26 protein-coding genes and 1 tRNA gene are annotated in these 23397 nt (G+C 70.9%); 18 read left to right on the forward strand and 9 right to left on the reverse strand.

Annotated features, from left to right (window positions below):
- Window positions 1-3: 3 nt before the first annotated feature.
- Window positions 4-80: transfer RNA gene (locus tag ABCQ75_RS07840), tRNA-Met, on the reverse strand.
- Between the two features lie 174 nt (window positions 81-254).
- On the opposite strand from ABCQ75_RS07840, the gene ABCQ75_RS07845 reads away from it, so the two are divergent.
- Window positions 255-1448: a YihY/virulence factor BrkB family protein gene (locus ABCQ75_RS07845; RefSeq protein WP_345884479.1), complete on the forward strand. Its 1194-nt coding sequence runs from the start codon at window positions 255-257 to the stop codon at window positions 1446-1448.
- A gap of 82 nt (window positions 1449-1530) precedes the next feature.
- Here the strand turns inward: ABCQ75_RS07845 and purB are convergent, their stop codons facing one another.
- Window positions 1531-2985 carry an adenylosuccinate lyase gene (purB, locus tag ABCQ75_RS07850; RefSeq protein WP_345884481.1) on the reverse strand — a complete coding sequence of 485 codons (1455 nt, stop codon included), beginning with the start codon at window positions 2983-2985 and terminating at the stop codon, window positions 1531-1533.
- Between the two features lie 236 nt (window positions 2986-3221).
- Between purB and ABCQ75_RS07855 the strand changes: the two genes are divergently transcribed.
- Window positions 3222-3803, forward strand: a complete 582-nt coding sequence (locus tag ABCQ75_RS07855; RefSeq protein WP_345884483.1) for a hypothetical protein — start codon at window positions 3222-3224, stop codon at window positions 3801-3803.
- Complete coding sequence (locus tag ABCQ75_RS07860) at window positions 3800-5254, forward strand: hypothetical protein (RefSeq protein WP_345884484.1); 1455 nt, start codon at window positions 3800-3802, stop codon at window positions 5252-5254. Before ABCQ75_RS07855 ends, ABCQ75_RS07860 begins: the two co-directional genes overlap by 4 nt.
- A gap of 10 nt (window positions 5255-5264) precedes the next feature.
- Here ABCQ75_RS07860 and ABCQ75_RS07865 read toward each other — a convergent pair whose 3' ends face one another.
- Window positions 5265-5693: a phage holin family protein gene (locus tag ABCQ75_RS07865; RefSeq protein ID WP_345884486.1), complete on the reverse strand. Its 429-nt coding sequence runs from the start codon at window positions 5691-5693 to the stop codon at window positions 5265-5267.
- Between the two features lie 54 nt (window positions 5694-5747).
- Between ABCQ75_RS07865 and hisC the strand changes: the two genes are divergently transcribed.
- The 4 genes from hisC (at window position 5748) to ABCQ75_RS07885 (ending at window position 10921) form a co-directional block, all read left to right on the forward strand.
- The gene (gene hisC, locus ABCQ75_RS07870) at window positions 5748-6902 is read left to right on the forward strand and encodes a histidinol-phosphate transaminase (RefSeq protein WP_345884488.1); all 1155 of its coding nucleotides are present in this window, start codon (window positions 5748-5750) and stop codon (window positions 6900-6902) included.
- A 160-nt stretch (window positions 6903-7062) separates the two neighbouring features.
- Complete coding sequence (pdhA, locus tag ABCQ75_RS07875; protein ID WP_345884490.1) at window positions 7063-8340, forward strand: pyruvate dehydrogenase (acetyl-transferring) E1 component subunit alpha; 1278 nt, start codon at window positions 7063-7065, stop codon at window positions 8338-8340.
- Window positions 8340-9320: an alpha-ketoacid dehydrogenase subunit beta gene (locus ABCQ75_RS07880; RefSeq protein ID WP_345884492.1), complete on the forward strand. Its 981-nt coding sequence runs from the start codon at window positions 8340-8342 to the stop codon at window positions 9318-9320. The genes pdhA and ABCQ75_RS07880 overlap by 1 nt, the downstream gene beginning before the upstream one ends.
- A gap of 8 nt (window positions 9321-9328) precedes the next feature.
- Entirely contained in the window at window positions 9329-10921 is a 1593-nt protein-coding gene (locus ABCQ75_RS07885) for a dihydrolipoamide acetyltransferase family protein (protein WP_345884493.1), read from the forward strand.
- 59 nt (window positions 10922-10980) lie between these two features.
- On the opposite strand, the gene ABCQ75_RS07890 is transcribed toward ABCQ75_RS07885, so the two are convergent.
- Window positions 10981-11559, reverse strand: coding sequence for an HhH-GPD-type base excision DNA repair protein (locus ABCQ75_RS07890; RefSeq protein ID WP_345884496.1), 579 nt, complete (start codon window positions 11557-11559; stop codon window positions 10981-10983).
- A gap of 142 nt (window positions 11560-11701) precedes the next feature.
- On the opposite strand from ABCQ75_RS07890, the gene ABCQ75_RS07895 reads away from it, so the two are divergent.
- The 5 genes from ABCQ75_RS07895 (at window position 11702) to ABCQ75_RS07915 (ending at window position 15274) form a co-directional block, all read left to right on the forward strand.
- Entirely contained in the window at window positions 11702-12346 is a 645-nt protein-coding gene (locus ABCQ75_RS07895; protein ID WP_345884497.1) for a phosphatase PAP2 family protein, read from the forward strand.
- 121 nt (window positions 12347-12467) lie between these two features.
- A complete protein-coding gene (locus tag ABCQ75_RS07900) occupies window positions 12468-13415 on the forward strand; it encodes a LysR substrate-binding domain-containing protein (protein WP_345884499.1) in 948 nt (315 codons plus the stop codon).
- A gap of 86 nt (window positions 13416-13501) precedes the next feature.
- Window positions 13502-14602, forward strand: a complete 1101-nt coding sequence (locus ABCQ75_RS07905) for a mandelate racemase/muconate lactonizing enzyme family protein (RefSeq protein WP_345884500.1) — start codon at window positions 13502-13504, stop codon at window positions 14600-14602.
- A gap of 43 nt (window positions 14603-14645) precedes the next feature.
- Window positions 14646-14924, forward strand: coding sequence for a muconolactone Delta-isomerase (catC, locus tag ABCQ75_RS07910; protein WP_345884503.1), 279 nt, complete (start codon window positions 14646-14648; stop codon window positions 14922-14924).
- A gap of 185 nt (window positions 14925-15109) precedes the next feature.
- A complete protein-coding gene (locus ABCQ75_RS07915; RefSeq protein WP_345884505.1) occupies window positions 15110-15274 on the forward strand; it encodes a hypothetical protein in 165 nt (54 codons plus the stop codon).
- Between the two features lie 265 nt (window positions 15275-15539).
- Here the strand turns inward: ABCQ75_RS07915 and ABCQ75_RS07920 are convergent, their stop codons facing one another.
- On the reverse strand, window positions 15540-16130 hold the full coding sequence (locus ABCQ75_RS07920; protein ID WP_345884507.1) for a hypothetical protein: 591 nt from the start codon (window positions 16128-16130) through the stop codon (window positions 15540-15542).
- 226 nt (window positions 16131-16356) lie between these two features.
- Window positions 16357-18387 (reverse strand): restriction endonuclease, encoded by a 2031-nt coding sequence (locus ABCQ75_RS07925; RefSeq protein WP_345884509.1) that lies wholly within the window; start codon window positions 18385-18387, stop codon window positions 16357-16359.
- 284 nt (window positions 18388-18671) lie between these two features.
- On the opposite strand from ABCQ75_RS07925, the gene ABCQ75_RS07930 reads away from it, so the two are divergent.
- From ABCQ75_RS07930 to ABCQ75_RS07940, 3 genes are read left to right on the forward strand one after another with little or no spacing between them, the layout of a single operon-like run.
- Window positions 18672-18836, forward strand: coding sequence for a 4-hydroxyphenylacetate 3-hydroxylase C-terminal domain-containing protein (locus ABCQ75_RS07930; RefSeq protein WP_345884511.1), 165 nt, complete (start codon window positions 18672-18674; stop codon window positions 18834-18836).
- Between the two features lie 5 nt (window positions 18837-18841).
- Window positions 18842-18940 (forward strand): 4-hydroxyphenylacetate 3-hydroxylase C-terminal domain-containing protein, encoded by a 99-nt coding sequence (locus tag ABCQ75_RS07935; RefSeq protein WP_345884512.1) that lies wholly within the window; start codon window positions 18842-18844, stop codon window positions 18938-18940.
- A 46-nt stretch (window positions 18941-18986) separates the two neighbouring features.
- The gene (locus tag ABCQ75_RS07940) at window positions 18987-19190 is read left to right on the forward strand and encodes a hypothetical protein (RefSeq protein WP_345884513.1); all 204 of its coding nucleotides are present in this window, start codon (window positions 18987-18989) and stop codon (window positions 19188-19190) included.
- 7 nt (window positions 19191-19197) lie between these two features.
- Here ABCQ75_RS07940 and ABCQ75_RS07945 read toward each other — a convergent pair whose 3' ends face one another.
- The gene (locus tag ABCQ75_RS07945) at window positions 19198-19638 is read right to left on the reverse strand and encodes a hypothetical protein (RefSeq protein WP_345884515.1); all 441 of its coding nucleotides are present in this window, start codon (window positions 19636-19638) and stop codon (window positions 19198-19200) included.
- A 200-nt stretch (window positions 19639-19838) separates the two neighbouring features.
- Here ABCQ75_RS07945 and ABCQ75_RS07950 point away from each other — a divergent pair, with 200 nt between their 5' ends.
- Window positions 19839-20786, forward strand: coding sequence for a helix-turn-helix transcriptional regulator (locus tag ABCQ75_RS07950; protein WP_345884516.1), 948 nt, complete (start codon window positions 19839-19841; stop codon window positions 20784-20786).
- 66 nt (window positions 20787-20852) lie between these two features.
- Here ABCQ75_RS07950 and ABCQ75_RS07955 read toward each other — a convergent pair whose 3' ends face one another.
- Window positions 20853-20990 carry a hypothetical protein gene (locus tag ABCQ75_RS07955; RefSeq protein ID WP_345884518.1) on the reverse strand — a complete coding sequence of 46 codons (138 nt, stop codon included), beginning with the start codon at window positions 20988-20990 and terminating at the stop codon, window positions 20853-20855.
- Window positions 20991-21146: 156 nt separating this feature from the next.
- Window positions 21147-21638, reverse strand: a complete 492-nt coding sequence (locus ABCQ75_RS07960) for a 2'-5' RNA ligase family protein (RefSeq protein WP_345884520.1) — start codon at window positions 21636-21638, stop codon at window positions 21147-21149.
- 75 nt (window positions 21639-21713) lie between these two features.
- On the opposite strand from ABCQ75_RS07960, the gene ABCQ75_RS07965 reads away from it, so the two are divergent.
- Together ABCQ75_RS07965 and ABCQ75_RS07970 are read left to right on the forward strand one after the other, a co-directional pair.
- Window positions 21714-22649, forward strand: a complete 936-nt coding sequence (locus ABCQ75_RS07965) for an NAD(P)-dependent oxidoreductase (RefSeq protein ID WP_345884522.1) — start codon at window positions 21714-21716, stop codon at window positions 22647-22649.
- A gap of 91 nt (window positions 22650-22740) precedes the next feature.
- Window positions 22741-23298 (forward strand): DUF3817 domain-containing protein, encoded by a 558-nt coding sequence (locus tag ABCQ75_RS07970; RefSeq protein ID WP_345884523.1) that lies wholly within the window; start codon window positions 22741-22743, stop codon window positions 23296-23298.
- The last annotated feature ends 99 nt before the right edge of the window (window positions 23299-23397 follow it).

Consider the following 23397-nt stretch of genomic DNA (forward strand, 5'->3'; position numbering starts at 1 on the left):
ACGTGGTTGCGGGGGCAGGATTTGAACCTACGACCTCTGGGTTATGAGCCCAGCGAGCTACCGAACTGCTCCACCCCGCGGCGCTTGATCCACTTTACACGAGCGGCGCCCGCGGGGCCAATCGGCCGCTGCCACAGCCCCGGCGCCGGGCGCCTCGGCAGTGCGCACCGCCGGGCGCACTGCCGAGGCGCGCTACCGTGCGTGCCCGTGCAGAAGCCCGATTGGCCCCGCCGTGCACGGGTAAACAACTGCCCATGACGGAACAGCACAGGGAAGACACGCAGCGCAAGGCGCAGGCGGCGCCGCATCCCGAGGACCCGCGCAAGCCGGACCGCGTGCGGGACATCGAGAAGCCGTCCTGGAAGTACATCCTGCGCAAGACCGTGCGGGAGTTCAGCGACGACGACTGCCCGGACCTCGCCGCGGCCCTCACCTACTACGGCGTCCTCTCGCTCTTTCCCGCCCTCCTCGCCCTCGTCTCGCTCCTGGGGCTCTTCGGCCAGGCGGAGCGGACGGTCGCGGGCGTCATGGACATCGCGCAGGGGATCGCGCCGGCCGGCGCCACGGACACGATCCGTGGGCCGATCGAGGAGCTCGTGAAGAGCCCGGCCGCCGGGTTCGCCCTCATCGGCGGTATCCTCGGCGCCCTGTGGTCCGCGTCCGGGTACGTGGGGGCGTTCGGGCGTGCCATGAACCGCATCTACGAGGTGGACGAGGGGCGCGGCTTCGTGAAGCTGCGCGGGACGATGCTCGGTGTGACGGTCGGGGCGGTGCTGCTCGTGGCGCTCATTGCGGCGATGCTCGTGCTCAGCGGTCCGGTCGCCGAAGCGGTCGGCGGCGCGATCGGGCTGGGCAGCACGGCGCTCATGGTGTGGAACATCGTGAAGTGGCCGGTCGTGCTGGGGCTCGTGGTGCTCCTCATCGCGTCGCTGTACTACTTCACGCCGAACGTGCGCCAGCCCAAGTTCCGCTGGATGAGCACCGGGTCGGTCATCGCCATCGTGGTGCTGGCCGTCGCGACCCTCGGCTTCGGGTTCTACGTGGCCAACTTCTCCAACTACAACAAGACCTACGGCGCCCTGGGTGGCGTGATCATCCTGCTGCTGTGGCTCTGGCTGACGAACCTCTCGCTCCTGTTCGGCGCCGAGTTCGACGCCGAGACCGAGCGCGGCCGCGAGCTCCAGGCCGGGCTCCCGGCCGAGGAGACGATCCAGCTGCCCCCACGGGACACCACGAAGATCGACAAGAAGCGCGCCAAGGACGAGGAGGACGCGGCCCGTGCCCGCGACCTGCGCGAGCAGGCCGGCCCTGACGGAGATCGCGGCAGGGACGCAGGCTCCGGCAGGGATGCTTCCGGTCGGGATGGGCTCGGTGAGGGCTCCCGTCCGGATGCGTCGTCGCACGGGGCGGACCCGGTCGGCCGCGGTCGGCACACCTCCGGCGGTTAGGCGGCCCCGACGCACGACGGCGAGCCCAGGCACCCGGCCTGCGCTCGCCGTCGTGCGCCATCACCGTGGCGCGTGGACCGCGTCAGCCCAGGTGCTGGACCAGATCCGCCGCGATGCCGTTGTAGGTGCCCGGGGTGAGGGCGAGCAGGCGCGCCTCGGCCTCGGGGGAGAGGCCCAGTCCCGAGACGAACTCCTTCATGCGAGCCGCGTCCACGCGGTGCCCGCGGGTGAGGTCCTTGAGGCGCTCGTAGGGGTTGTCCATGCCCTCCACGCCCGCGATGGCCTCGGCACGCATGACCATCTGGATGGCCTCGGCGAGGACCTCCCAGTTCGTGTCGAGGTCCGCTGCGAGGACCTCCTCGGCCACGTCGAGGCGCTCGAGGCCCTTTGCCACGTTGGAGATCGCGAGGAGCGAGTGGCCGAAGGCGACGCCGATGTTGCGCTGGCTCGAGGAGTCGGTGAGGTCGCGCTGCCAGCGGGAGGTCACGAGCGTGGCGCCGAGCGTGTCGAGGAGGGCCGAGGAGATCTCGAGGTTCGCCTCGGCGTTCTCGAAGCGGATCGGGTTGACCTTGTGCGGCATGGTCGAGGAGCCCGTGGCGCCGGCGACGGGGATCTGGGCGAAGTAGCCAATGGAGATGTAGCTCCAGATGTCCGTGCACACGTTGTGCAGGATCCGGTTGAAGCGGGCCATGTCCGCGTACAGCTCGGCCTGCCAGTCGTGGCTCTCGATCTGGGTGGTGAGCGGGTTCCACGTCAGGCCCAGGCCCTCGACGAAGGACTTCGCGACCTGCTGCCAGTCCGCGCTCGGGACCGAGGCGTAGTGCGCGGCGTACGTGCCGGTGGCACCGTTGATCTTGCCGAGGAACTCGGTGCGCGCCACGCGGTCCAGCTGGCGGCCCAGACGGTGCGCGATGACCGCGAGCTCCTTGCCGAGCGTCGTCGGGGTGGCTGGCTGGCCGTGCGTGCGGGAGAGCATCGGCACGTCCTTGGTGGAGCGGGCCATCTCGGCGACCTGCGCGACGAGGGCGCGGGCGGCCGGCAGCCACACGTCCTCCACGGCGCCCTTGATGCCGAGCGCGTAGGAAAGGTTGTTGATGTCCTCGGACGTGCAGCCGAAGTGGACCATCGGGGTGAGGTGCTTGATGCCGAGGGCCTCGAGGCGGCGGCCGATGTAGTACTCGACGGCCTTGACGTCGTGGACCGTGACGGCCTCGATCTCGGCGAGCTCGGCGACCGATGCCGGGTCGAACTCCGTGACGATCTCCCGCAGGCCCTCCTCCTGCTCCGGCGTGAGCGGGCCGGCGCCGGGGAGCACGCTGTGGCGGGTCAGGTGGATGAGCCACTCGACCTCGACGGCGACCCGGTCCCGGTTGAGCGCCGCCTCGGACAGGTAGTCCACGAGGGGCGCGGTGGCGGCCTGGTAGCGGCCGTCGAGCGGCCCGAGGGCGATTCTGTTCTGTGCGGGCGCGCCCGCAGGCCCGCCGGCGGCGGCCAGGGACAGGCGTCCAGAGGGGGTGCGCGAAGGGGAGTCAGCCATGGCCTCCATTCTTCCACGAGCACCCGGGGCGCATACCCTGACGGCGCAGCGTGACGGCGGGGGCAGGGCGGGGTGACGGCGCGATGTGGCCGTGCGACGTGACCCGACTTGTCCTCCACAGAACCCGGCCCGGCGTGTTGTGCACATACGACGCCGGGCACGTGCCGCAGCGGTCGGCGCCCCCCTAGCGTCGTGGCCATGCCGGGCGAAGGGCGCGCGGCCGAGGGGGAGGGACCATGGAGGACAGCGCACCCGGTGGTGCGGGACGGGACCGGCGCGCGGATGAGGCTGGCGCCTTCGGGGCTGCTGCCTACGGGGCTGGCGCCGCCGGGCTGGGCGCCTATCAGACCGACGCCTTCGGGGCCGGTCCCGTGCGGGCGCCTTGCGGGCATGACCCGGGCGAACTCCGTGCCGCGGCGGCGGAGGTCGAGGCGGCCCGGGACGACCTCGAAAGGGCCCGCAGCGCGGTGCTGAGGGCCAAGGACGTGGAGTGGTCCGGACCGGCGGCGTCCGCCTTCAGGAGCTCTGCCATCGCCCTCTGGATCCAGCTCGGCCTGCTCGTCGGCGGGTTCGGCGGGCTCGTGCTGACGCTCTCGACGCTCCAGGCGGAGACCGCTGCCTGCCCCGGCTCTGCCGGAGCGGCCTCGGGGACCGCCGGGAGCGCGGCGCCGGCGCTGCCGCTGTTCCGCGAGCCGAGGCAGCCGCTCTTCCCGGCGAGGACCGGTCCGCCGGCACCCGTCGCCGCCCCGGCCCCGGCCTTCTCGTACCCACCGCGGGCGCCCCTTGCCACGCCCGGACCGGGTCAGGTGTGCCGGTGAGCCTCGACGGGAAGGACGAGGACTGGCGCCGGGAGCGCGACCCGGCCGGGTTCATCGTCACGGGCGGCGCGGCCTTCGCGGTCAACACCTCGGCCATGGCCGCTGCCGAGGGCGAGCTCGCGGCCGCGGCACGGGACCTCGAGTCCTCCCGGCAGCACCTCGAGTCCGCGCGGCGGTCCGTGGCGCGCGGCTCCTGCTCCGTCTCGCCGTCCGCTGCCCGCTTCGACCTCGTTGCATGGGGCGTTGCCCGCGGGGTGTCCGAAGCCCGCGGCGGGGCCGGCGCCCTGGCGCGGGAGACCTCCCTCGCGCGTGACGCCTACGCGGCCGAAGAGGCCCGCCGCGCCACCGAGACGGGCGGGCTGCAGTCCTCTGGCCTCTGGCTCGCCACAGGGATTCCCCCCTCGCTCGCCGTGCGATGGCCCGGCCTGTTCGAGGCCGTGAGCCTGGACCGCCCCGTGGGGGACGCAGCCCGGGTGGCGCGGGCCGTGGCAGGGTTCGGGCCCGTTGCAGGCTCTCCGGCGGACAGGATCAGCGTCGTGCGCCGGGACGTGCCGCCAGCCCCCTCGGACCCCTCGACGTTCTCCGCCGCTGCCCAGAGCCTCCGGCAGGCCCAGGGGACCGCGCCGCTCGAGGACGGCTCGAGGGTCCCGCCGTCGTCGGTCGTCGTGGACCGCATTCCGCGGCCGGACGGGACGACGGCGGTCGTGCTCACGGTGCCGGGCACCCAGGAGTGGGAGCTGGACGCCGCATCGGGGAACGTCTTCGACGCCGAGGGCAACGCTGATGCCCTCGCGGGCGCCGAGAGCCATGCCCGCCAGCTGATCGAGCGCGCCCTCGCAGACCAGCGGCTCCGGGACGGCGACACGGTGGTGGTCAACGCGCACAGCCAGGGCTCGCTGCACGTCTTCGGGCTGCTCGAGGACAGGGGATTCCGGGAGCGCTGGCCTGTGGCCGCGGTGACCGTCTTCGGCGGGGCGCCGCGGCAGTTCGACATCCCGGACGATGTCCAGGTGCTCAGCGTCTCCAACGTGGACGACGTCCTGCCGGCCATCTCCGCCGAGGTCGTCACGCCCCGCCCCAACGTCGTGGACGTCGTGACGCCGGCCCACCGGGATGCCGCGCGCGGGCTCGACCTGGGCGACGCCGGGGGCACGTGGGACCGCGTGGTCAACGGCCATTCGATCGACCGGTACGCGATCGACGCCCAGGCGCTGGACCGCTCCACGGACCCGTCCGTCCTCGCGTACGCGGGCGTGCTCGGAGCAGCCATGGGCGGCGCGGCGGTCGGAGCGGTCGGAGCCGCCGGAGGCGCCCCGTCCGGAGCCGGCGCACCTGGGGGTACGGCAGCCGGGGTGCCCGCCGCCTCATCGGAGGCCCGGGCAGCACGCGGGAGGGAGCGCATCATCTACACGGGGGCCGACACCGTGACCGGCGCCGCCGCCAGGAGGTGAGCCAGAGGCCCTACTTGCGCTTCACGCCGACCACGCCGCCAGCGAGGGCTGAGACTATCGCGATGATGATCGCCCCGAGCACGGCAGTCCAGAAGAAGGAGTCGATGGTGAGACGGACCGGTGTGTACGAGGACAGCCATGCCGTCAGCGCCAGCATGGCCGCGTTGATCACGAGGGCGAAGAGGCCGAGGGTCAGGCACGTGATCGGGAGCGAGAGGAGGCCCACGATCGGGCGGACGAGCGCGTTGACCAGACCGAAGATGAGGCCGATGAAGAGGTAGGCGAGCACGATCCCCACCGTCTCGCTGCCGCCCCCGGCGCCCGCGCCGCTCGCGGCGTCTGTGGTCGCGGCGGCGTTGATGTCCATGCCCGGGAGGATCCAGGCGGCCACCCAGAGGGCGAGGGCATTGACGAGGACCCGGAGCACGAACTGCTTCATGGCCCCATGCTCGCACAGAGGGCCGATGTCCCCGCCGACGCTAGGCTATGCACCATGACTTCACCGCTGAACCAGAACGACAGCGCCGACGCCGCTGCTGTCGTGCCCGGACCCGCGGGCGTTACCCCTCGCCCCGTCGTGGCCCGGCTCCCCAAGTACGCCGCCGGGCGGCCTCCCGCCCCCGTCGAGGGACTCGCGAGCTACAAGCTCTCCTCCAACGAGAACCCGCTGCCGCCGATCCCCGCCGTCATCGAGGCAATCGCCCGCGAGAGCGCCGTCAACCGCTACCCGGATCCCGTCTCCTCGCGGCTGCGCGCCGCGCTGGCGGACTTCCTCGGGGTCCCGGCCGAGGACATCGTCACCGGCGGCGGGAGCCTCGGCGCCCTCAATCAGCTCCTGGCCACGTTTGCGGGCCAGCAGGACGACGGCACGCAGGACGAGGTCGTCTACGCGTGGCGGTCCTTCGAGGCCTATCCGATCTCGATCGGCCTCGCGGGTGCCAAGAGCGTCCAGGTGCCCGTCACCGCCGACGGCCGCCACGACCTCGACGCGATGGCCGCCGCGGTCACCGAGCGGACCAAGGTGGTCCTCCTCTGCACGCCGAACAACCCGACCGGCCCGGCGCTCCGCCGCGAGGAGACGGAGCGCTTCATCCAGTCCGTGCCCAGCAGCGTTGTCGTCGTGATCGACGAGGCGTACCAGGAGTTCGTGCGGGATCCCGAGGCCGTGGACGGGATCGAGATGTACCGGCGCTACCCGAATGTCGTGGTCCTGCGCACCTTCTCGAAGGCGCACGGGCTGGCCGGGCTCCGCGTGGGCTACTCGGTCTCCCAGCCCGGGATCACCCAGCACCTGCGGGTCGCGGCCGTCCCGTTCGCCGTGTCCTCGATTGCCGAGTCCGCAGCGATCGCCTCGCTCGAGAACTACGGCGAGGTTGTAGGAAGGGTACAAAGCCTGGTCGACGAGCGGGACCGCGTGACGGCGGCCCTGCGGGAGCTCGGGTGGGACGTCCCGGACGCCCAGGGCAACTTCGTGTGGCTGGGCCTCGGCGAGGCGACGGCCGAGTTCGCGGCTCAGGCTGCGGCCAAGGCGCTCTCCGTGCGGGCCTTCGGCAACGAGGGGGTCCGGGTGAGCATCGGCGAGCCGGAGGCCAACAGCCGGTTCATCGAGCTGTGTGGGAACTTCACAAAGGTCCCGCAGGCTTCCTAGAAGTATCCGACTGCGCGGCGGCCCGGCACGACTCGGTAGAGTTGCTGCTGGGCCGCCGCTGTATACCGCGTCAGGAATGTATGCCTTAGAAGGAATATATCCGCGGCCGACCACCGCGCGGGCCCCCGGGCGGTGGAACGACGTCTTGCGAGGAGGCGGTATGGGAGTGGACCTTCCCACCACCGAATTCAGCGACATCCCCGATGAGCTGTGGCTCGAGCTCGAGGCCCACGCCCACGAGAACGCCGAGGGCCACCGCGCCCTCGTGCGGCTGCTCGACGAGGACGGCACGTTCGCCGCCGGGTCGAAGCTCGCCGAGGCCATCCGGGCGCTGGACCGGGACGAGCTCCTCGGGATGTACCGGGACATGGCGATGATCCGGCGCTTCGACACCGAGGCCACCGCCCTCCAGCGTCAGGGCCAGCTGGCCCTCTGGGTCCCGCTGCGCGGCCAGGAGGCCGCCCAGATCGGCTCGGGGCGCGCCACCCTTCCGCAGGACTACCTCTTCCCCACCTACCGCGAGCACGGGGTCGCGCTGACCCGCGGCGTCGAGCTCGGCGAGGTCATGCGCCTCTTCCGCGGCCTCTCCAACGGCGGCTGGGATCCGCGCGAGACCGGCTTCCACCTCTACACCCTCGTCCTCGCGGCCCAGACCCTCCACGCGGTGGGCTACGCGATGGGCATCCAGCGGGACGCCGCCCGGGCCCAGCAGGCAGGGCAGCCGGGGCAGGCCTCGGCGGCGCCGGAGCAGGATCCTGCCGCCGTGGTCGCGTACTTCGGCGACGGTGCGAGCTCCGAGGGCGACGTCCACGAGTCCATGGTCTTCGCGGCGAGCTTCAAGGCGCCGGTCGTCTTCTTCTGCCAGAACAACCAGTGGGCCATCTCGGTGCCCGCCGAGGTGCAGTCCCGGATCCCGCTGTTCAACCGGGCCAAGGGCTACGGGTTCCCGGGCGTGCGCGTGGACGGCAACGACGTGCTGGCCGTCTACGCCGTGACCCAGTGGGCACTCGAGCGCGCCCGCTCCGGCAAGGGCCCTGTCCTCATCGAGGCCTACACGTACCGGCAGGGCGCCCACACGACCGCGGACGACCCCACCAAGTACCGCCTCTCCGACGAGGAGAAGACCTGGCTCGCCCGGGACCCGCTCGAGCGGTTCGAGAAGTACCTCCGCGCCGAGGGCATCGCCGGCGAGGCGTTCTTCGACGATGTCGCCGCTGCCGGCGACGCGCTCGCCGCGAAGGCCCGCGCGGACATCCTCTCCTTCGAGGCGCCCACCATGGAGGACGCGTTTGCGCACGTGTACGCCGAGCCCCACCCGCTCGTCGCGGAGGAGCTCGCCTGGCACCGCCAGTACGAGGCCGGCTTCGCCGACGCCGACGCCGGTCCCGGCACCCCCGGCGCTGAGTCCCCTGCCGCCGCCACGAAGGAAGGCCGCTGATGCCCACGATGACCATCGCCAAGGCGATCAACGCCGGGCTCCGCGCCGCACTCGCGGGCGACGACACGGTCATGCTCATGGGCGAGGACATCGGGAGCCTCGGCGGCGTGTACCGCGTGACCGAAGGCCTCAAGGCCGAGTTCGGCGCCGAGCGCGTCATCGACAGCCCCCTCGCCGAGTCGGCGATCATCGGCACGAGCATCGGCCTGGGCCTCCGCGGCTACCGGCCCGTGGCGGAGATCCAGTTCGACGGCTTCGTGTTCCCCGGCTTCAACCAGATCACCACCCAGCTGGCCAAGATGCACGCGCGCAGCAACGGCCAGCTCACCGTTCCCGTGACCATCCGCATCCCGTACGGCGGCGGAATCGGCTCGGTGGAGCACCACTCGGAATCCCCCGAGGCGCTCTTCGCCCACACCGCCGGCCTGCGCATCCTCACCCCGTCCAACCCGCACGACGCGTACTGGATGACCCAGCAGGCGATCGCGAGCGGGGACCCCGTCATCGTCTTCGAGCCCAAGCGCCGCTACTGGCTCAAGGGCGAGGTGGACACCGAGGATCCCGGCACGAGCGCCGACCCGTTCCGCGCCCACGTGGTCCGGGAGGGAACGGACGCGACCGTGGTCGCGTACGGTCCCCTCGTCCCCGTGGCCCTCGCCGCCGCGGACGCAGCTGCCGAGGACGGGCGCAGCGTCGAGGTGATCGACCTGCGCTCGGTCTCGCCGATCGACTTCGACACCGTGATCGCCTCCGCCACGAAGACCGGCCGCCTCGTCGTGGCCCATGAGGCCCCGACCTTCGGCGGGATCGGCGGCGAGATCGCCTCGCGCGTCTCGGAGCGCGCGTTCCTCTCCCTCGAGGCGCCCGTCATCCGGGTCGGCGGCTTCCACATGCCCTATCCCGTGGCGAAGGTCGAGGAGCACTACCTGCCGGACATCGACCGCATCCTCGAAGCCCTCGACCGCTCCTTCGCGTACTAGGAGAACCCGTGACGCAGCAGATCTTCACCCTTCCGGACGTCGGCGAGGGGCTGACCGAGGCCGAGATCGTCTCCTGGAAGGTCAAGCCCGGCGACACGGTCGCGATCAACGACATCATCTGCGAGATCGAGACCGCGAAGAGCCTCGTCGAGCTCCCCAGCCCCTACGCGGGCACGGTCCTCGAGCTCCTCGCGCCCGAGCATCAGACCATCCCCGTGGGCACCCCGATCATCGCGGTCGGCGAGGGTGCTGCGGGCTCCGTCCCGGGCGGCACGGCGCCCGGCGGTTCGGCGGGCGACGTCGTTGCCTCCTCCGGAGGCTCCGCTGGCGGCGAGGTCCCGCCCAAGGATGCCCACCGATCCCCGGACCGCGCCGCCAGCTCCGCCTCCTCTGTGGGCATGTCGCCTTCTGGCGGGGCTGGCTCGGGCGTCGAGTCTCCCGTTCCGGTCATGAACGAACCCGGGATCGAGAGCGGTCCCCTCGTGGGATCGGGGCCGAAGGCCGACGCCGTGAAGCGCCGCCCCCGCAAGCCGAGCCCGACGACAACGGCGCCGTCGGCACCAGCGCAACCGCAGGCACCCACGAGCGGCGCAGCCGACGAGGGGGGCGCGGTGTGGCGGGCGTCGCGAAGCGGGCACGCCCCCCTCGTCGGCGGAGCCGCCGCTGAGGCGACGGCAACCGCCCAGGCGCCGAACGCCGTCGTCGGCCTCATCTCGCGCGTCCTGGCCAAGCCGCCGGTGCGGCGGATCGCCAAGGAGCTCGGGATCAACCTCGCGGACGTGCCGGCCACCGGCGCCCGGGGCGAGGTGACGCGGGCCGACCTCGAGTCGTACCAGGCGCAGCGCGATCGCGAGCAGGACGCCGCGCCGACCTTCTGGACGCACGGGACCCCGCAGGACAGGCGGGTCGAGGTGATCCCGGTGCGCGGCGTGCGCAAGGCGACCGCGAAGGCCATGGTGGACTCGGCGTTCGCCGCACCGCACGTGAGCATCTTCGTGGACGTGGACGCGTCCCGGACCATGGAGTTCGTCCAGCGGCTCAAGAAGTCCCGCGACTTCGAGGGCATCAAGGTCTCGCCGCTGCTGATCCTCGCCAAGGCGGTCATCTGGGCCGCCGCGCGGAACCCGAGCGTGAACTCGCAGTGGGTCTCGACGCCGGGCGGGGACGAGATCCACGTCAAGCACTTCATGAACCTGGGCATCGCCGCCGCGACCCCGCGGGGGCTGCTCGTGCCGAACATCAAGGACGCGCAGGACCTCTCGCTCAAGGAGCTCGCGATCGCGCTCAACGACCTCGCGACGACCGCGCGGGCGGGCAGGACCAAGCCGGCCGACATGCAGGACGGCACGCTCACCATCACGAACATCGGTGCGCTCGGCATCGACATCGGCACGCCGATCATCAACCCGGGCGAGGTCGCGATCGTGGCGTTCGGCACGATCAAGCAGAAGCCGTGGGTCGTCTCGGGCGAGGTCATCCCGCGCTGGATCACGACCCTCGGCGGGTCTTTCGACCACCGCGTGGTCGACGGCGACCTGTCCGCGCGCTTCATGGCGGACGTCGCGGCGATCATGGAGGAGCCGGCACTCCTGCTCGACTGAGGAGCGCCGGCCCCGGGGCTGCCCCTGGACTGCTCTGGGGCTGCCGGGCTGCCCCGGGACTAGGCCTTCTGCTTCGCGGCGCGCTTGGCTGCCTGCTTCGTTGCGCGCACTTCGAGGAGCGAGTCGGCATCGACGATGTCGGCCACCGAGCGCCTGCACCCCTCCTCGCCGTAGGGTCCGGCCACCTCGCGCCAGCCCGCGCCGTCGAACCCGGCCTGCTTGCCGAGGAGCGCCAGGAAGATGCGGGCCTTCTGCTCGCCGAAGCCCGGCAGCGACTGGAGGCGGCGGAGCACCTCGGCGCCGTCCGGGTTGCCGCGCGTCCAGATCGCGGCGGCGTCGCCGTCCCACTCGTCGGCGACGATCGCGGCGAGCTGCTGGATTCGCTTGGCCATCGAGCCCGGGAAGCGGTGGACTGCCGGCTTCTCGGCGACCGCGGCCTGGAACGCGTCGGGGTCCATCGCGGCGATCGCGGCAGGATCGAGGGCCCCGAGCCTGTCGCGGAGCTTGGCCGGCCCCGCGAACGCGGTCTCCATGGGCACCTGCTGGTCCAGCAGCATGCCCGTCAGGAGGGCGAAGTCGTCCTCGGAGAGGAAGCGGTCTGCGGCGTCATCGCCGGTGAGGTGCAGGTCGCGGGTCATGCACCTACCTTCGCACGGGCAGTCCTGCGCGCACAGGCCGGCGCCGCCACCACACTGGAGGGCGCGCACGGCGCGGTTCATGCCAGCGGGCGCGCACGGGCCGGTCCTGTGCGCAGCGGCTGCCCCTGCCACACTGGAGGGCGTGCAGACTCTCGACGACGTGGCGCCTTCCCCTGCATCCCAGCCGGCCCGCACCGGCCGCACCGCGGCTGCCCGCGTCCTGAGCGAGGTCTTCCAGCCGCCCTTCACCACGGCCGCGCTGCTCGCCCTGAGCCCGGCCGGCAGCCCGGGATGGCCGGGGACGTGGTGGTACGGCCTCGTGGCGGTGGCCTTCACGTGCGTGCTGCCGTTCGGGATCCTGCTCGCCCTCGTCAGGGCCGGTCGCGTGGTGGACCACCACGTGAGCGAGAGGTCGCAGCGCGCCCCGGTCCTCGCCATGGCCCTCGTGTGCGTGCTCGTGGGCCTCGGCACGCTCGCCCTCGCCGGCGCGCCCGCCTCGACTCTCGCGATGACGACGGCGACCGTCGCCGGAATCGCGCTGCTCGCCATCGTGAGCCTGTGGTGGAAGCTCAGCGGCCACGCCTCGGCGGTCGCGGCGGCAGCGCTGGGGACAGTGCTCCTGCTCGGCCCGGCGTGGTGGCCCGTACTCGTCGTGGTGCCGGCCGTGGGCTGGGCGCGCGTGATGCTGGGGGCGCACACCGTAGGCCAGGTGCTCGCCGGATTCGTGGTCGGGCCCGCGGTGATCGTGGGCCTGTGGTGGGCGCTGCTCTCCCTCGCAGGACAGTGACAAGTACCCGTTGCGTATCAATGGAGCCCGAATAGATATTTCCCTGACCTAATCCTCCGTCCTACGCTGGAACCGGCCCGGCGCACGACCGCGGCCCGGGCACTCGGCGTGGAGGACGGCAATGGAGACGAGGCATCTGCGCTACTTCGTCGCGGTGGCGGAGGAGAAGCACTTCGGCCGCGCCGCGCAGCGGCTTCACATGGCCCAGCCGCCCCTCTCCCAGCAGATCAAACAGCTAGAGGAGCTACTCGGCACGCCCCTGCTGGAGCGCACCACCCGCCGCGTGGAGCTCACGCCCGCGGGGGAGCTCCTGCTCGAGCGCGGGCGCCGCATCCTCGCGGACCTCGACGAGCTTGCCGCGGACGTGGCCCAGATCGGCGCCGGCGCCACGGGCGTCCTGCGCCTGGGGCTCTCCGGCACGGCCACGTACCGCCTGCTCCCGCAGCTCGTGCAGCGGGCGCGCCGCGAGCTGCCCGGCCTGCGCCTGACCGTGCGCGGTGAGCTGCTCACGCCCCGCATGGTCTCCGAGCTCGAGGAGGGCACGCTCGACGTCGCGATCCTCCGCCCGCCGGTGCACTCGCCGGAGATCGGGCTCGCCTACCTCGAGCAGGACCTCCTCGTCGCGGCGCTCCCCGAGGCGTCCCCGTGGGCCGGGCAGGACGAGCTCGACCTCGCCGACCTCGCGGGCGAGCCCTTCGTGGGGTTCCCTGCCCAGTCGGTCGTGACCAGGACGCTGCACGAGGCGTGCCGCCGGGCCGGCTTCATCCCGCGGGTGGTCCAGGAGGCCGCCGAGACCTCGACCCTGCTCTCGCTCGTCGCCGCCGGCACCGGGATAGCCCTCGTGCCCATGACCTCCCAGACCTTCACGTTCCAGGGGATCGTGTTCCGTCCCGTCCGCGATGCCCCGGCCGTGGACCTCGCCGTCGCGTGGCGGCTCGGGACCGAGACCCCGCTCGTCCGGCGCTTCCTGGGGCTCTTCGACACCGTGAGCACCCCGGCGCTGGGCGCGGGAGGCACTGGGCGGCCCACGCCGTCGTCCGTCCCGCCCGCCATCGCCAAGCCCGCCTGAGCCCCGCCGAGCCGACTCCCGCCGAGCCGGACCTGCCCGCTGCCCCGCCAGCCCTGCTGTGCATCCCGGCCGACCCCGAGGAACCCATGAAGATCGAGCGCATCGAAGCGATCCCCTACGCCATCCCGTACACGCACCCGCTCAGGTTCGCGAGCGGCGAGGTGCACACCGCGAGCCACGTGCTCATCAGGGTCCACACCGACGACGGTCTCGTGGGCACCGCGGACACGCCGCCCCGGCCGTACACGTACGGCGAGACGCAGAAGTCCATCATCACCGTGGTCGACGAGATCTTCGCGCCCCAGCTGGCCGGCCTCGACCCGTTCGACCGCGAGAAGGCGCAGCGCGTCATGGCGCGCACCGTGCACAACGACACTGCGAAGGGCGCGGTGGACATTGCGCTCTGGGACCTCATCGGGCAGGCCGTGGGCACACCGGTGCACAAGCTCCTCGGCGGGTACACGGACTCGATGCGCGTCTCCCACATGCTCGGCTTCCGCCCCGCGGCGGAGCTCCTCGAGGAGGCGCAGCGCTTCCGCGAGCAGTACGGGGTGACCACGTTCAAGCTCAAGACCGGCCGGCGGCCGCTCGACCTGGACGTCGAGGCCGTGCGGGTCCTCCGCGAGGGGCTGGGCGACGACGTGGAGATCTACCTCGACGCCAACCGGGGCTGGACCGCGAACGAGGCGATGGAGGTCCTCCGGCGCACCGACGGGCTCGGCCTGACCGCGCTCGAGGAGCCGTGCGACGCGTCCGAGGCCATGAGCCGGCGGCGCCTCGTGGAGCACTCGTCCATCCCGATCGTGGGCGACGAGTCCGTCCCGACGCCGGGCGACGTCTCCCGCGAGCTGCTCTCGGGCGGCTGCAACGCCGTCTGCATCAAGACCGCCCGCAGCGGCTTCACGCAGGCTACCGAGATCCTCGGGCTGTGCACGGGCCTGGGGGTCGACGTGACGATGGGCAACCAGATCGACACCCAGATCGGCTCCCTCGCGACCGTCACGTTCGGAGCAGCGCACGAGGCGAGCCAGCGCCGCGCCGGGGAGCTCTCGAACTTCCTCGACATGTCCGACGACCTCCTCGCCGAGCCCCTCGAGATCATCTCCGGGCGCATCCACGTCCGCGACGTCCCCGGTGTGGGGATCGCGATCGACGAGGAGAAGCTCGCCCGGTACCGCCAGGACTAGCCCGCAGCCCCGGACCCCCGAACCGAAGCCTGAGGAGGCCGCCATGATGTTCCTCGCCCGCATGGACGTCGAGTTCCCGCCCCACCTGACCCCCGAGCAGATCGCCGACTTCCAGGCCCGCGAGAAGGAGTACTCCGGCTCGCTCCAGCGCTCGGGGGAGATGGCCGGGATCTGGCGGATCGTCGGCGAGTACGCCAACCACTCGCTGTTCGACGTCGAGTCCAACGACGAGCTCCACGCGATCCTCAGCGGCTTCCCGATGTACCCGTACCTGAAGATCAGGATCACCCCGCTCGCGCGGCATCCGAACTCGATCCGGTGACGGCGCGCGCCCGCCCACGGCGCCGACCCTCCGCCCCGCTCTCCCTCCCGCTGGGCGGAAGGAGCATCTGTCCCCGCGGACCGCGCGGGGACTACGGTGGACGTATCCAGTGATCTGGACCACATTCTCTTCGAGCAGTCCCGAGAGGCGACGACGGCGTCGCCCTCGGCCGGAAAGGACTCGGCATGCTTCCCTTCCTTGCCTTCATGACCGTCTCGGCCGCTGACAGCGGTTCGGAGGTCCCCTCCGGCGGCGATGCGGACCGTCTCCACGCGGCGGTGGTCCGCCAGCACGAGCACGGACTCGAAGCCGCCGCCTGGGCGGGCTGGTGGTGCACGGGCTGCTCCTGACGCGGGGCCGGGCGCATCCGAGACAGCAATGGGCGAGACTGAATCGCCCGCGCCTTGAGGTTCTCGACCGACAGGATCGGTTACCGCGCGGGTTGAGCCCCTTGGCTTGTCCGAGACGGCGCGATGGACTCGGGAGGGGGCGTGGGGTCGCTTCGACGGGCGGGGCTCAAGCGGAAGAAGACACTGAGGCGCCCGGCCCGCAGCCTCCATGTCAGATAGCAGCCCTAGAATCCAAGCAACGGAGTGCACCCTGGCACCCGGTCGGCTAGCTACTGGGGAAATGGGTTTTCTCGTCGACGGCCGGGCAGCGGTCGACCTCGGTACCGTCCACGGCCAGAGTCCCTGACCACCCGAAGGTATCTCCAAGGCCTGCGAGCTTGGACAGCGGGTATCGAGTGCTGACCTGCTTGTCGGCGGCCACGGCTCCGTTGGTGATGTTTTCCTGTTTGGACGTCGTGAGGTTGTACACGAAGTTGGCGATTTCCCGGCCGTTCTGGAACTTAGCACCGATTTGGTAACCAATTTCTCCGCCCGGGCTCCAAGCGGTCACGGAGTACAGGACGGTCCCAGTAGTGGGAACGTTGGCCGTGGTGGTGAAAGTCATGAACATGAGGCTGCCGTCGCTCAGGAGCCGCACCTGGTCAAGGTCGACCGTCTTGGATTTTGAGTCCCCGGCGGCGTCCTTGCAGATTGATTCTCCGATATTGGCCTTGACCGTAGCCGTTGCTGACGTGGTGCCCGGTGCTGTAGCCGGTGCCGGGCTGGTTTGAGTCTGTCCCTGCTTTGTGTCCACGGAGTTCCCGCAACCCGTCAATGCCAATGCGGCAACGGCCAATATCCCCCAGATTTTCCCCATGGGCCTTATTTAACCATGAGCTATTGGACGGGGCGAAGCATTCGGCTTGAGCCGCGTGGCCGGTCGACATTATTGTGGGCACATTCATAGTGAGAGTGGAGCTGAACGATCGTGATTCAGCTAGAACCAGTCACGAGTATTGGCCTACCGACGCTGCGGCCAAGAAGGCCTCCCGGTCTTCCCTAGGCCTCGAGCGGCTCAACGGGAAGGGTGTTTCCGTCGGGTCTCAGCCACTGCTGGGGAGGACAGGACGATCTCCTACTGTACGCACCACAGCGCCAAGAGACTTCAGTCGCAGCCCGCTCGTCATCGGCAACTCCCGAAGGGAGTAGCGACTCTTGTCCTCAATCGCGATAGCCACGAAGGGCGATACCAGGAAGTCCAGCACTCCCTGAAGTTCCTCCGGGCTCGGCCTTGGATGGATCTGATCGCGAAGATCGCGGTAGATGCTTATCAAGTCCAGTGCCGAGCCGAGGAGCGGGTCGTTCTCTTCCGCTTCTCGGGCGAGAGACTGGACCACGAGCTTGATCAGCTGGTTCCGTCGGTCCAGTTCTGACCACCTTTGTTCGAGTGCATCCCAGCCGTCGGGCACCTCGAAGAGCCTTACGAGTTCCTGTGGTGAAAGCGGAGTAATCGCCTGCCTCTGCAGCAATGTTACGAGGCGTTCAACCGGCAGCAGGACGACTCGTTCCTCTATTGCCCACTGTTGGAGGCGACCATCTGGAAATGCGGGCCCTACCACCGCAGCGTACTTGGCCGCGTTCTTCGCACGGTGCTCGCGGAGCGCTTGGAAGCTGATCGACTTCTCGCCCACGCCCCCGGATGCGGACGACTTGGCATCGACGATGGCCTTGCCATGAAAGAACGACCCGTAACCGACCTCCACAAGGACATCGGTATCCCCCGATCCGCCAATGTGCTCGGCAGTGAGCCCGAGCTGGGAGAAGGCTTCCTTCACGGCTTGTTCGAAACGATGTGGGGCTGCCGAGTCGACTGAGGCAGTACGCAGCTCATCCGAGAGAGCGGCCAGCTGGTCGAGTTCGTTGCCCGCTGACGAGACTTCAAGGTCTTGCACCAGCAGGTCGTGCTCACGCTTCCTCTTCGGAGCTGCCAGTGGCAGCTCTCGCGTCAGCAGCTTCCCGGTGGGCGATGCGATGTATTGCGCGTACCCGGTCTCTTGAAGCAGGCCAGCACCACGAAGAATCTGCATCGTCCTGGCAGTGGACTGCGGATTCGACCCTTCAAGTGCGTACTCGGTCATGGCGAATTTGTGTAGATCCGCAGCCCGATTGAAATCGTCAACGTGCGCCAGCAGTTCGCCCACGAATCGGATGTTGGCGTGCAGGATTCGTACCAGATCCAGGTCTTCATTGCTCTCCAGCCACTCTCTGGCGGCATCTGAAGCCGTGAGCTTGTTTCGTCCTGCTGGCTGGTAGAGGCCTATGGCTCGAAGGGTGCTGAGAGCCGATCGTGAAGAGCTTGGCTTAAGGGCGAAGTGCTCTCGACAAGTCGCCTCAAAATCGTCGACTGTGACTTCGGGAACTGCTAGCGAGGTCAAGAATCGGAGAGTGTCCAGAAGCGAGTCTGACCCGCGGCTGGGCACGTACGAAACGCCCTGCTTGCGGGCCTGGTGCTGGGTCTCGTCCGCGGCCAGAGCATCCAGCAATCCTTGAACTACGGGGCCAGCGGCAGTTAGTTCAGCGGGTGCAGTGGCGCTGTCATCTGAGGGCCAAAGAGTGTTTGGATCCTGGACCGCGAGTTGTTCGAGGAGTCTCTGTCCCTCTGCGGTCAGGCTGAAGCTGTTGGTGCGGTCGTAGACTTCCTGAACCAATCTGAGGTTGCTGAGCCACTTCACCCGCCGACGTACCGGGTCGAGTCCCTGCCACCCCAGTCGGAAATGCTCATTGGCGGACGTGTGAAGTTCCCGGATTGTCCGCGGGCCCGCAGCGAGATCGTGCATGAGCTCACCTATGTACCTGACGTGCCTGTGAAAGACCATCGCCAGGATGGTGTCGGCATCCTCGGACCGGAGCCAAGCTAATGCGTACTGTGTTGGCTGAATGCCCAGTCCGCCAGCGCGCTCCAACAGCCCCGAGGGGGCGAGTTGGTTCGCATACCAGGCCAGACTCTGCGGCTTGCCTCCGCCTTCACCTGGGACAAGGGTCTGGGGGTCGTTGTAGGACCCGGGCTGGAGGACGTGAAGAGCTGAGCGGAGGGTTTCAACCCACCGTTCACCGGAGCCAGGCATTGTGGGCATCGCTCCCGCACGCAAGGCCCAGGCCAGAGGCTGCATTTCTGGCGTTTCCAAGGTCGTTTCGTCCGTGAGGGGCATTCCTGACTAATATCACGTGCCGCTCAGGGCACGCGGCCGCCGCCTGATGGCGGGCTGCACCGGAAACGGCCGTTACCGGCGCGTTCACCACAACGCGCCCGGCAACTGGCGCCAGATGTTCTACGCGCTCGCCGGCGCCATGGCGCTCAACCCCCGTCCGGGGCCCCACGGGACCGTGCTGCCCAAGCGACTACGCGATGGCGTACCGCATGTTCATGTCCGTCGGCTATCCGCGTGTCAAGGAGATCGTCGAGCAGGACGTCGCCTCCGGCGTCATCTACCTCAACTTAAGCGCACTGCGCTTCAACACCCCCGAGATCCGCCCGTACCTGGACACAAGTACATCCGCGGCTCGGAAAGCGCGCAGGCCGTAGACCGGGTGAAGCTCGTGATGCTCCTGTGGGACGCGATCGGCAGCCAGTTCGGCGGCGGGCACGAGCTCTACGAGGGCAACTACGCGGGCAACCACGAGGCGTGATGCTCGAGACCCTCGTGGTGGTCGAGGCCAAGGGAACGGTCGCTCGATGAATGTCATCGTCGAAGCGTTCATGGTCGAATACGATTTCGACGGCCGGACCGTGCCAGACCTCATCAACAACGGCGTGAGCGTCTTCCTCAAGAACCACGGCAGCTGGCGCGGTACATCGAAGGCACCCACGCCGCGACCGGGGCGCAGGCCACCGGGCCCCGGCGTCAGGGCGGAATCGCCAGGGCACGCTCAGGGCTAGAGCGCCGTCACCAGAGCCGGGGTCCCTGCAGGAGCAGCTCGCGCCGTACCTCCTCCCGCCGCCGTTCCAGCTCGGCGTCCCCCTCTGCGGTGCGGTGGGCGTCACCTCGGAGGGCGCGCACGACGCCGGCCCGTGCGTTCGCCAGGACGCTCCCGTTCCCCAGGATCCCGGCATCGCGGGCATACGCCTCGCCGGAGGCCTCTGCCGTCCCCGCCCCTGCCGCCGCGGCCAGCTGCGCCGCGACGACATCGTCGATGGTGCGGTCCACGGCCTCCTCGAGCTCATCCGCCTCCGCGGCGGTGAGGCGCAGCCCCGGCACGACGAGCACGGGGGCGGGTGACGGCGTCGTCCGCCCTGCCGCACCCGCCGTCAGCTCCGCCCCGACGCCGCGCTCGCCGGCGTCCCGGACCGCCTGCCCTGCCACCACTGCTGCCGATGATGCCGCCACTGCCGGCCCCTTCCTGGGATGGACCCCCCAACCCACGTCCCTCAACCTAGCCGCGGCGGCCGGGTGCCATCTCGCCGCGCCATTGCGCCTGTGGACAACTCCGTGGTCCATGCCGATCCCTCCTCGCTCGCCTGCCTTCCCTCCCACTGTCCCGCGCGATGCGGACAGGAACGGTCCGCATGGGCGGGCATCATGGACGCATGGGCGATACCACGCAGCGGGTGCTGAGCCTGCTCAGCCTCCTCCAGTCGCGCCCGGTCTGGACGGGGCCCGAGCTCGCGGAACGGCTCGGGGTCACGACGCGCAGCATCCGCCGCGACGTCGAGCGGCTCCGCGACCTCGGCTACCCGGTCCGCGCGGCCCACGGCGCCGGCGGCGGGTACCAGCTGGGCGCGGGCATGGCGCTGCCGCCGCTGCTGCTCGACGACGAGGAGGCGGTGGCGGTCGCGGTGAGCCTGCGCCTCGCGGCCGGCGGCTCGGTTGCGGGGCTCGGGGAGGCGGCGGTCCGGTCCCTCGCGAAGCTCGACCAGGTCCTGCCCGCCCGGCTTCGGGCCGAGGTGAAGGGCGTGATCGACGCGACCGTGAGCCTCGACGGCCCGGTCGCCCCCGTTGACGCGGACGTCCTCGTCGCCCTGGCCCGCGCGATCCGCACCCCCGAACGGGCCTCGTTCGACTACACGAAGCCGGACGGCGCGCGCTCGGAGCGCAGGGTCGAGCCGTACCGCCTCGTGGCGGCGGGCCAGCGTTGGTACCTCATGGCCTGGGACCTGGACCGCGAGGACTGGCGGACCTTCCGGCTGGACCGGATGGCCGCGGCGCGCGGCACGGGCTGGCGGTTCGCGCCGCGGGAGGCGCCCGACGCCGTCGCGTACGTCCACGCGTCCATCACCCAGGCGCCGTACCAGTTCACGGCGAGGGTGCGCGTGCACGCGGCGGCTCACGAGGTGGCCGCGCGCGTGCCCCCGTCGATGGCGGTCGTGGAGCCCGAGGGCGAGGCCACTCTCCTCACGGCCGGCGCCGACGATCTCGACTACATCGCCTACCATGTGGCGCGGCTCGGCTGGCCGTTCACGGTGGTCGACCCGCCCGAGCTCCGGGCGGCCGTGCAGGAGATGGGCGAGCGGCTCTCGGCGGCAGCGCGCGGATAGCGCACTGCCGGGGGGACTGCCCCGCCTCTGGGAAGGCGGTGTGCGGTGGACGCCGCGGACGGCGTGTCAGGTGCGGGCCGGCCTGCCGTCCCGGGCGTCCGCGCTGCCTGCGCGGGAGCGCCCCTCGTGGACGTGGAGGTCGTCTCCGGGATCCTCCTGGAGCCATTCGAGCATGTGCTCGTGGACCAGGTCTCGCCGCTTCACGGTCGCTGTCCTTCCGCCGGGCCGGCCGGGTGGCCGGCTGTGCATGGGTCTAACCTTTCCCCGCCGGGGAGGGTTCAACCCGGGACCGGGACCTGGCAGGGCACGCCACGGGGGGCCGGGTCCGAATGCCGAACCCCTGTGCGTCAGACCCGTGCCTCAGGCCAGCGCGAGGCCCGCGACTGCGACGACCTCTGGACGGCCCGGCCCGGGACCGGGCGCCATGTCGACGAGTGCGAGCTGTCCGAGCGCGAGCCCCTGTCCCGGCACGGCACGGCCGCGGTTGGTCGCGGTCACGTGCGGGCTGAACCCCGCCCCGGCGAAGTGCGGGTTCTCGTATCCGAACCGCCCGGCGAACTCGGCCGCGAGCCGCTTGGAGAGCCATGCGTGCAGCTCCCTGAGGCCCTGATGCGGCTCGATCAGCGTCACCGGGGTGTCGTGCCGCGCCCCGAACAGCGCCTCCGCCCCGGCAGTGCAGGCCAGCGCCGGATGGTCCCGGGCCGCATCGCCGAGCACGTGCGCGAGGACGGACGTGCCCGCCGTCGTGCGGAACACCGGCGCCACGGTGACGTGCAGCGGCCAGTCGCGCACGGAGTACCGCTCGCCCACGGCCATGGGCGCGAGCGGGAGGACGATGGCGAAGCGGCGCACCCTGCGATCCTAGCCAGCCCGCGGCCTCAGCCAGGCGCGGTCCCATCTGGACCCCGGTCTCAGTAGGCTGTGCCCATGACGAGCTCAGAGGCCCGGCAACTCCGCGTCGCGATCCACGGCGAACCCCTGCCCTACCTCACGGGCGCGGTCGAAGCGGGAGGAGGTCTCGTCGTCGGCCTCCACGAGGAGCCCGAGGCACTCGTCCTGGACCACGCCAACGACCGTGCCGAGCTGAGCGGCGTGCTCGACACGACGCCGTCCGTGCGCTGGGTGCAGCTGCCCGCAGCGGGCATCGAGGCGTATGCCGATGCGCTCGCGGGGCACCCGGACAAGGTATGGACGAGCGCGAAGGGCGCGTACGCGAAGCCCGTCGCCGAGCACGCGCTCGCCCTCACGCTCGCGCTCCTGCGCGAGCTGCCCACCCGCGTGCGCGCCCGCTCGTGGGCCCCCGGCACGGGGACATCGCTGCACGGGCTGCGCGCGGTCGTGGTCGGTGCGGGCGGGGTGGGCCTCGAGATCGTGCGGCTGCTGCGGGTGTTCGACGTCGAGGTCGACGTGGTGCGCAGGACCTCCGCGCCTGTCCCCGGCGCGCGGAGCACGACGACGGCCGCCGGGCTCGGCGCGCTCCTTCCCGAGGCGGATGTCGTGGTGCTCGCGGCCGCGCTCACGCCGGGGACGTCCAAACTCATCGGCACGGCCGAGCTGGCCGCGATGAAGCGGAGCGCGGTTCTCGTGAACATCGCCCGGGGCGGCCTCGTGGACACCGACGCAGTCACCGCGGCCCTCGCCGAGGGGCGCATCGCGGGCGCCGGGCTGGACGTGACCGACCCCGAGCCGCTGCCGGACGGCCACCCCCTGTGGGACGAGCCCCGCGTCATCATCACACCGCACGCCGCCGACACGATCGACATGATCCGGCCGCTCCTGGGCGACCGCGTCACCGCCAACGTGCGCCGGTTCGCACGGGGCGAGGAGCTCGAGGGGCTCGTGGACGCTGCTGCCGGATACTGAGCCCGGCTCAGGCGCGCCGGCGGGGCTTACCGGGTCCCGGATCAAGCGGACGGTTGACGCCGGCGGCCCGCAGGCTTGGGAGGATGGTGGGGTGACGAAGCACGAGAACCCGAGCCATACCGCAGATCCCACCCCCGGGGCGCCCGCCCAGACGGCATACGGGGCACCCACCCGGGGCATGACCCCGCGTTCCCTGTACCGGGCGCTCGCGCTCGCGGAGATGGCCACGTGGACCCTGCTCATCCTCGGGATGGTGCTCAAGTACGCCGTCAAGGTGGGCGACTGGCCTGTCCAGGCGGCCGGCATGGCCCACGGGACCGTGTTCGTCTCCTACGCCGTGACGGCCGCGCTCGTCGGGGTGAACCAGCACTGGCCCGTGGCGCGCATCGCCGCCGCGGTGGCCAGCGCCATCGTGCCCTACGCGACCTACCCGTTCGACCGGTGGCTCGAGCGGCGCGGCCACCTCGAGGGCGGCTGGCGGCGCGAGAAGACCGAGGACCCGCGCGACAACACCTGGGTCAGCGCCGTGCTGCGCGCGGTCCTCACCCACCCGGTGCTGCTCGGCCTCGGGCTGGCCGTGCTCGTCGCCGCCATCGTCTCCACGCTGCTCTTCCTCGGGCCGCCCACCCAGTGGGGTGAGCGGGCGTAGCGTGCCGCCTTTTAGGGTCCGCGGTCCCCAACTGCACAACTCAGGGCGGATTTCCCGACCGGACGCAGGCTTTGGCCGCTGAGTTGTGCAGTTGGGGAC

It is taken from the genome of Sinomonas halotolerans (assembly GCF_039615075.1).
GTDB classification, from domain to species: Bacteria; Actinomycetota; Actinomycetes; order Actinomycetales; family Micrococcaceae; genus Sinomonas; species Sinomonas halotolerans.

Excerpts from the sequence above, each read along its gene's own strand:
- ABCQ75_RS07845 (WP_345884479.1), top strand. The coding sequence starts at position 255 with ATGACGGAACAGCACAGGGAAGACACGCAGCGCAAGGCGCAGGCGGCG.
- purB (WP_345884481.1), bottom strand. The coding sequence starts at position 2,985 with ATGGCTGACTCCCCTTCGCGCACCCCCTCTGGACGCCTGTCCCTGGCC.
- ABCQ75_RS07855 (WP_345884483.1), top strand. The coding sequence starts at position 3,222 with ATGGAGGACAGCGCACCCGGTGGTGCGGGACGGGACCGGCGCGCGGAT.
- ABCQ75_RS07865 (WP_345884486.1), bottom strand. The coding sequence starts at position 5,693 with ATGAAGCAGTTCGTGCTCCGGGTCCTCGTCAATGCCCTCGCCCTCTGG.
- hisC (WP_345884488.1), top strand. The coding sequence starts at position 5,748 with ATGACTTCACCGCTGAACCAGAACGACAGCGCCGACGCCGCTGCTGTC.
- pdhA (WP_345884490.1), top strand. The coding sequence starts at position 7,063 with ATGGGAGTGGACCTTCCCACCACCGAATTCAGCGACATCCCCGATGAG.
- ABCQ75_RS07880 (WP_345884492.1), top strand. The coding sequence starts at position 8,340 with ATGCCCACGATGACCATCGCCAAGGCGATCAACGCCGGGCTCCGCGCC.
- ABCQ75_RS07890 (WP_345884496.1), bottom strand. The coding sequence starts at position 11,559 with ATGACCCGCGACCTGCACCTCACCGGCGATGACGCCGCAGACCGCTTC.
- ABCQ75_RS07900 (WP_345884499.1), top strand. The coding sequence starts at position 12,468 with ATGGAGACGAGGCATCTGCGCTACTTCGTCGCGGTGGCGGAGGAGAAG.
- ABCQ75_RS07905 (WP_345884500.1), top strand. The coding sequence starts at position 13,502 with ATGAAGATCGAGCGCATCGAAGCGATCCCCTACGCCATCCCGTACACG.
- catC (WP_345884503.1), top strand. The coding sequence starts at position 14,646 with ATGATGTTCCTCGCCCGCATGGACGTCGAGTTCCCGCCCCACCTGACC.
- ABCQ75_RS07915 (WP_345884505.1), top strand. The coding sequence starts at position 15,110 with ATGCTTCCCTTCCTTGCCTTCATGACCGTCTCGGCCGCTGACAGCGGT.
- ABCQ75_RS07920 (WP_345884507.1), bottom strand. The coding sequence starts at position 16,130 with ATGGGGAAAATCTGGGGGATATTGGCCGTTGCCGCATTGGCATTGACG.
- ABCQ75_RS07925 (WP_345884509.1), bottom strand. The coding sequence starts at position 18,387 with ATGCCCACAATGCCTGGCTCCGGTGAACGGTGGGTTGAAACCCTCCGC.
- ABCQ75_RS07930 (WP_345884511.1), top strand. The coding sequence starts at position 18,672 with ATGTTCATGTCCGTCGGCTATCCGCGTGTCAAGGAGATCGTCGAGCAG.
- ABCQ75_RS07940 (WP_345884513.1), top strand. The coding sequence starts at position 18,987 with ATGAATGTCATCGTCGAAGCGTTCATGGTCGAATACGATTTCGACGGC.
- ABCQ75_RS07950 (WP_345884516.1), top strand. The coding sequence starts at position 19,839 with ATGGGCGATACCACGCAGCGGGTGCTGAGCCTGCTCAGCCTCCTCCAG.
- ABCQ75_RS07965 (WP_345884522.1), top strand. The coding sequence starts at position 21,714 with ATGACGAGCTCAGAGGCCCGGCAACTCCGCGTCGCGATCCACGGCGAA.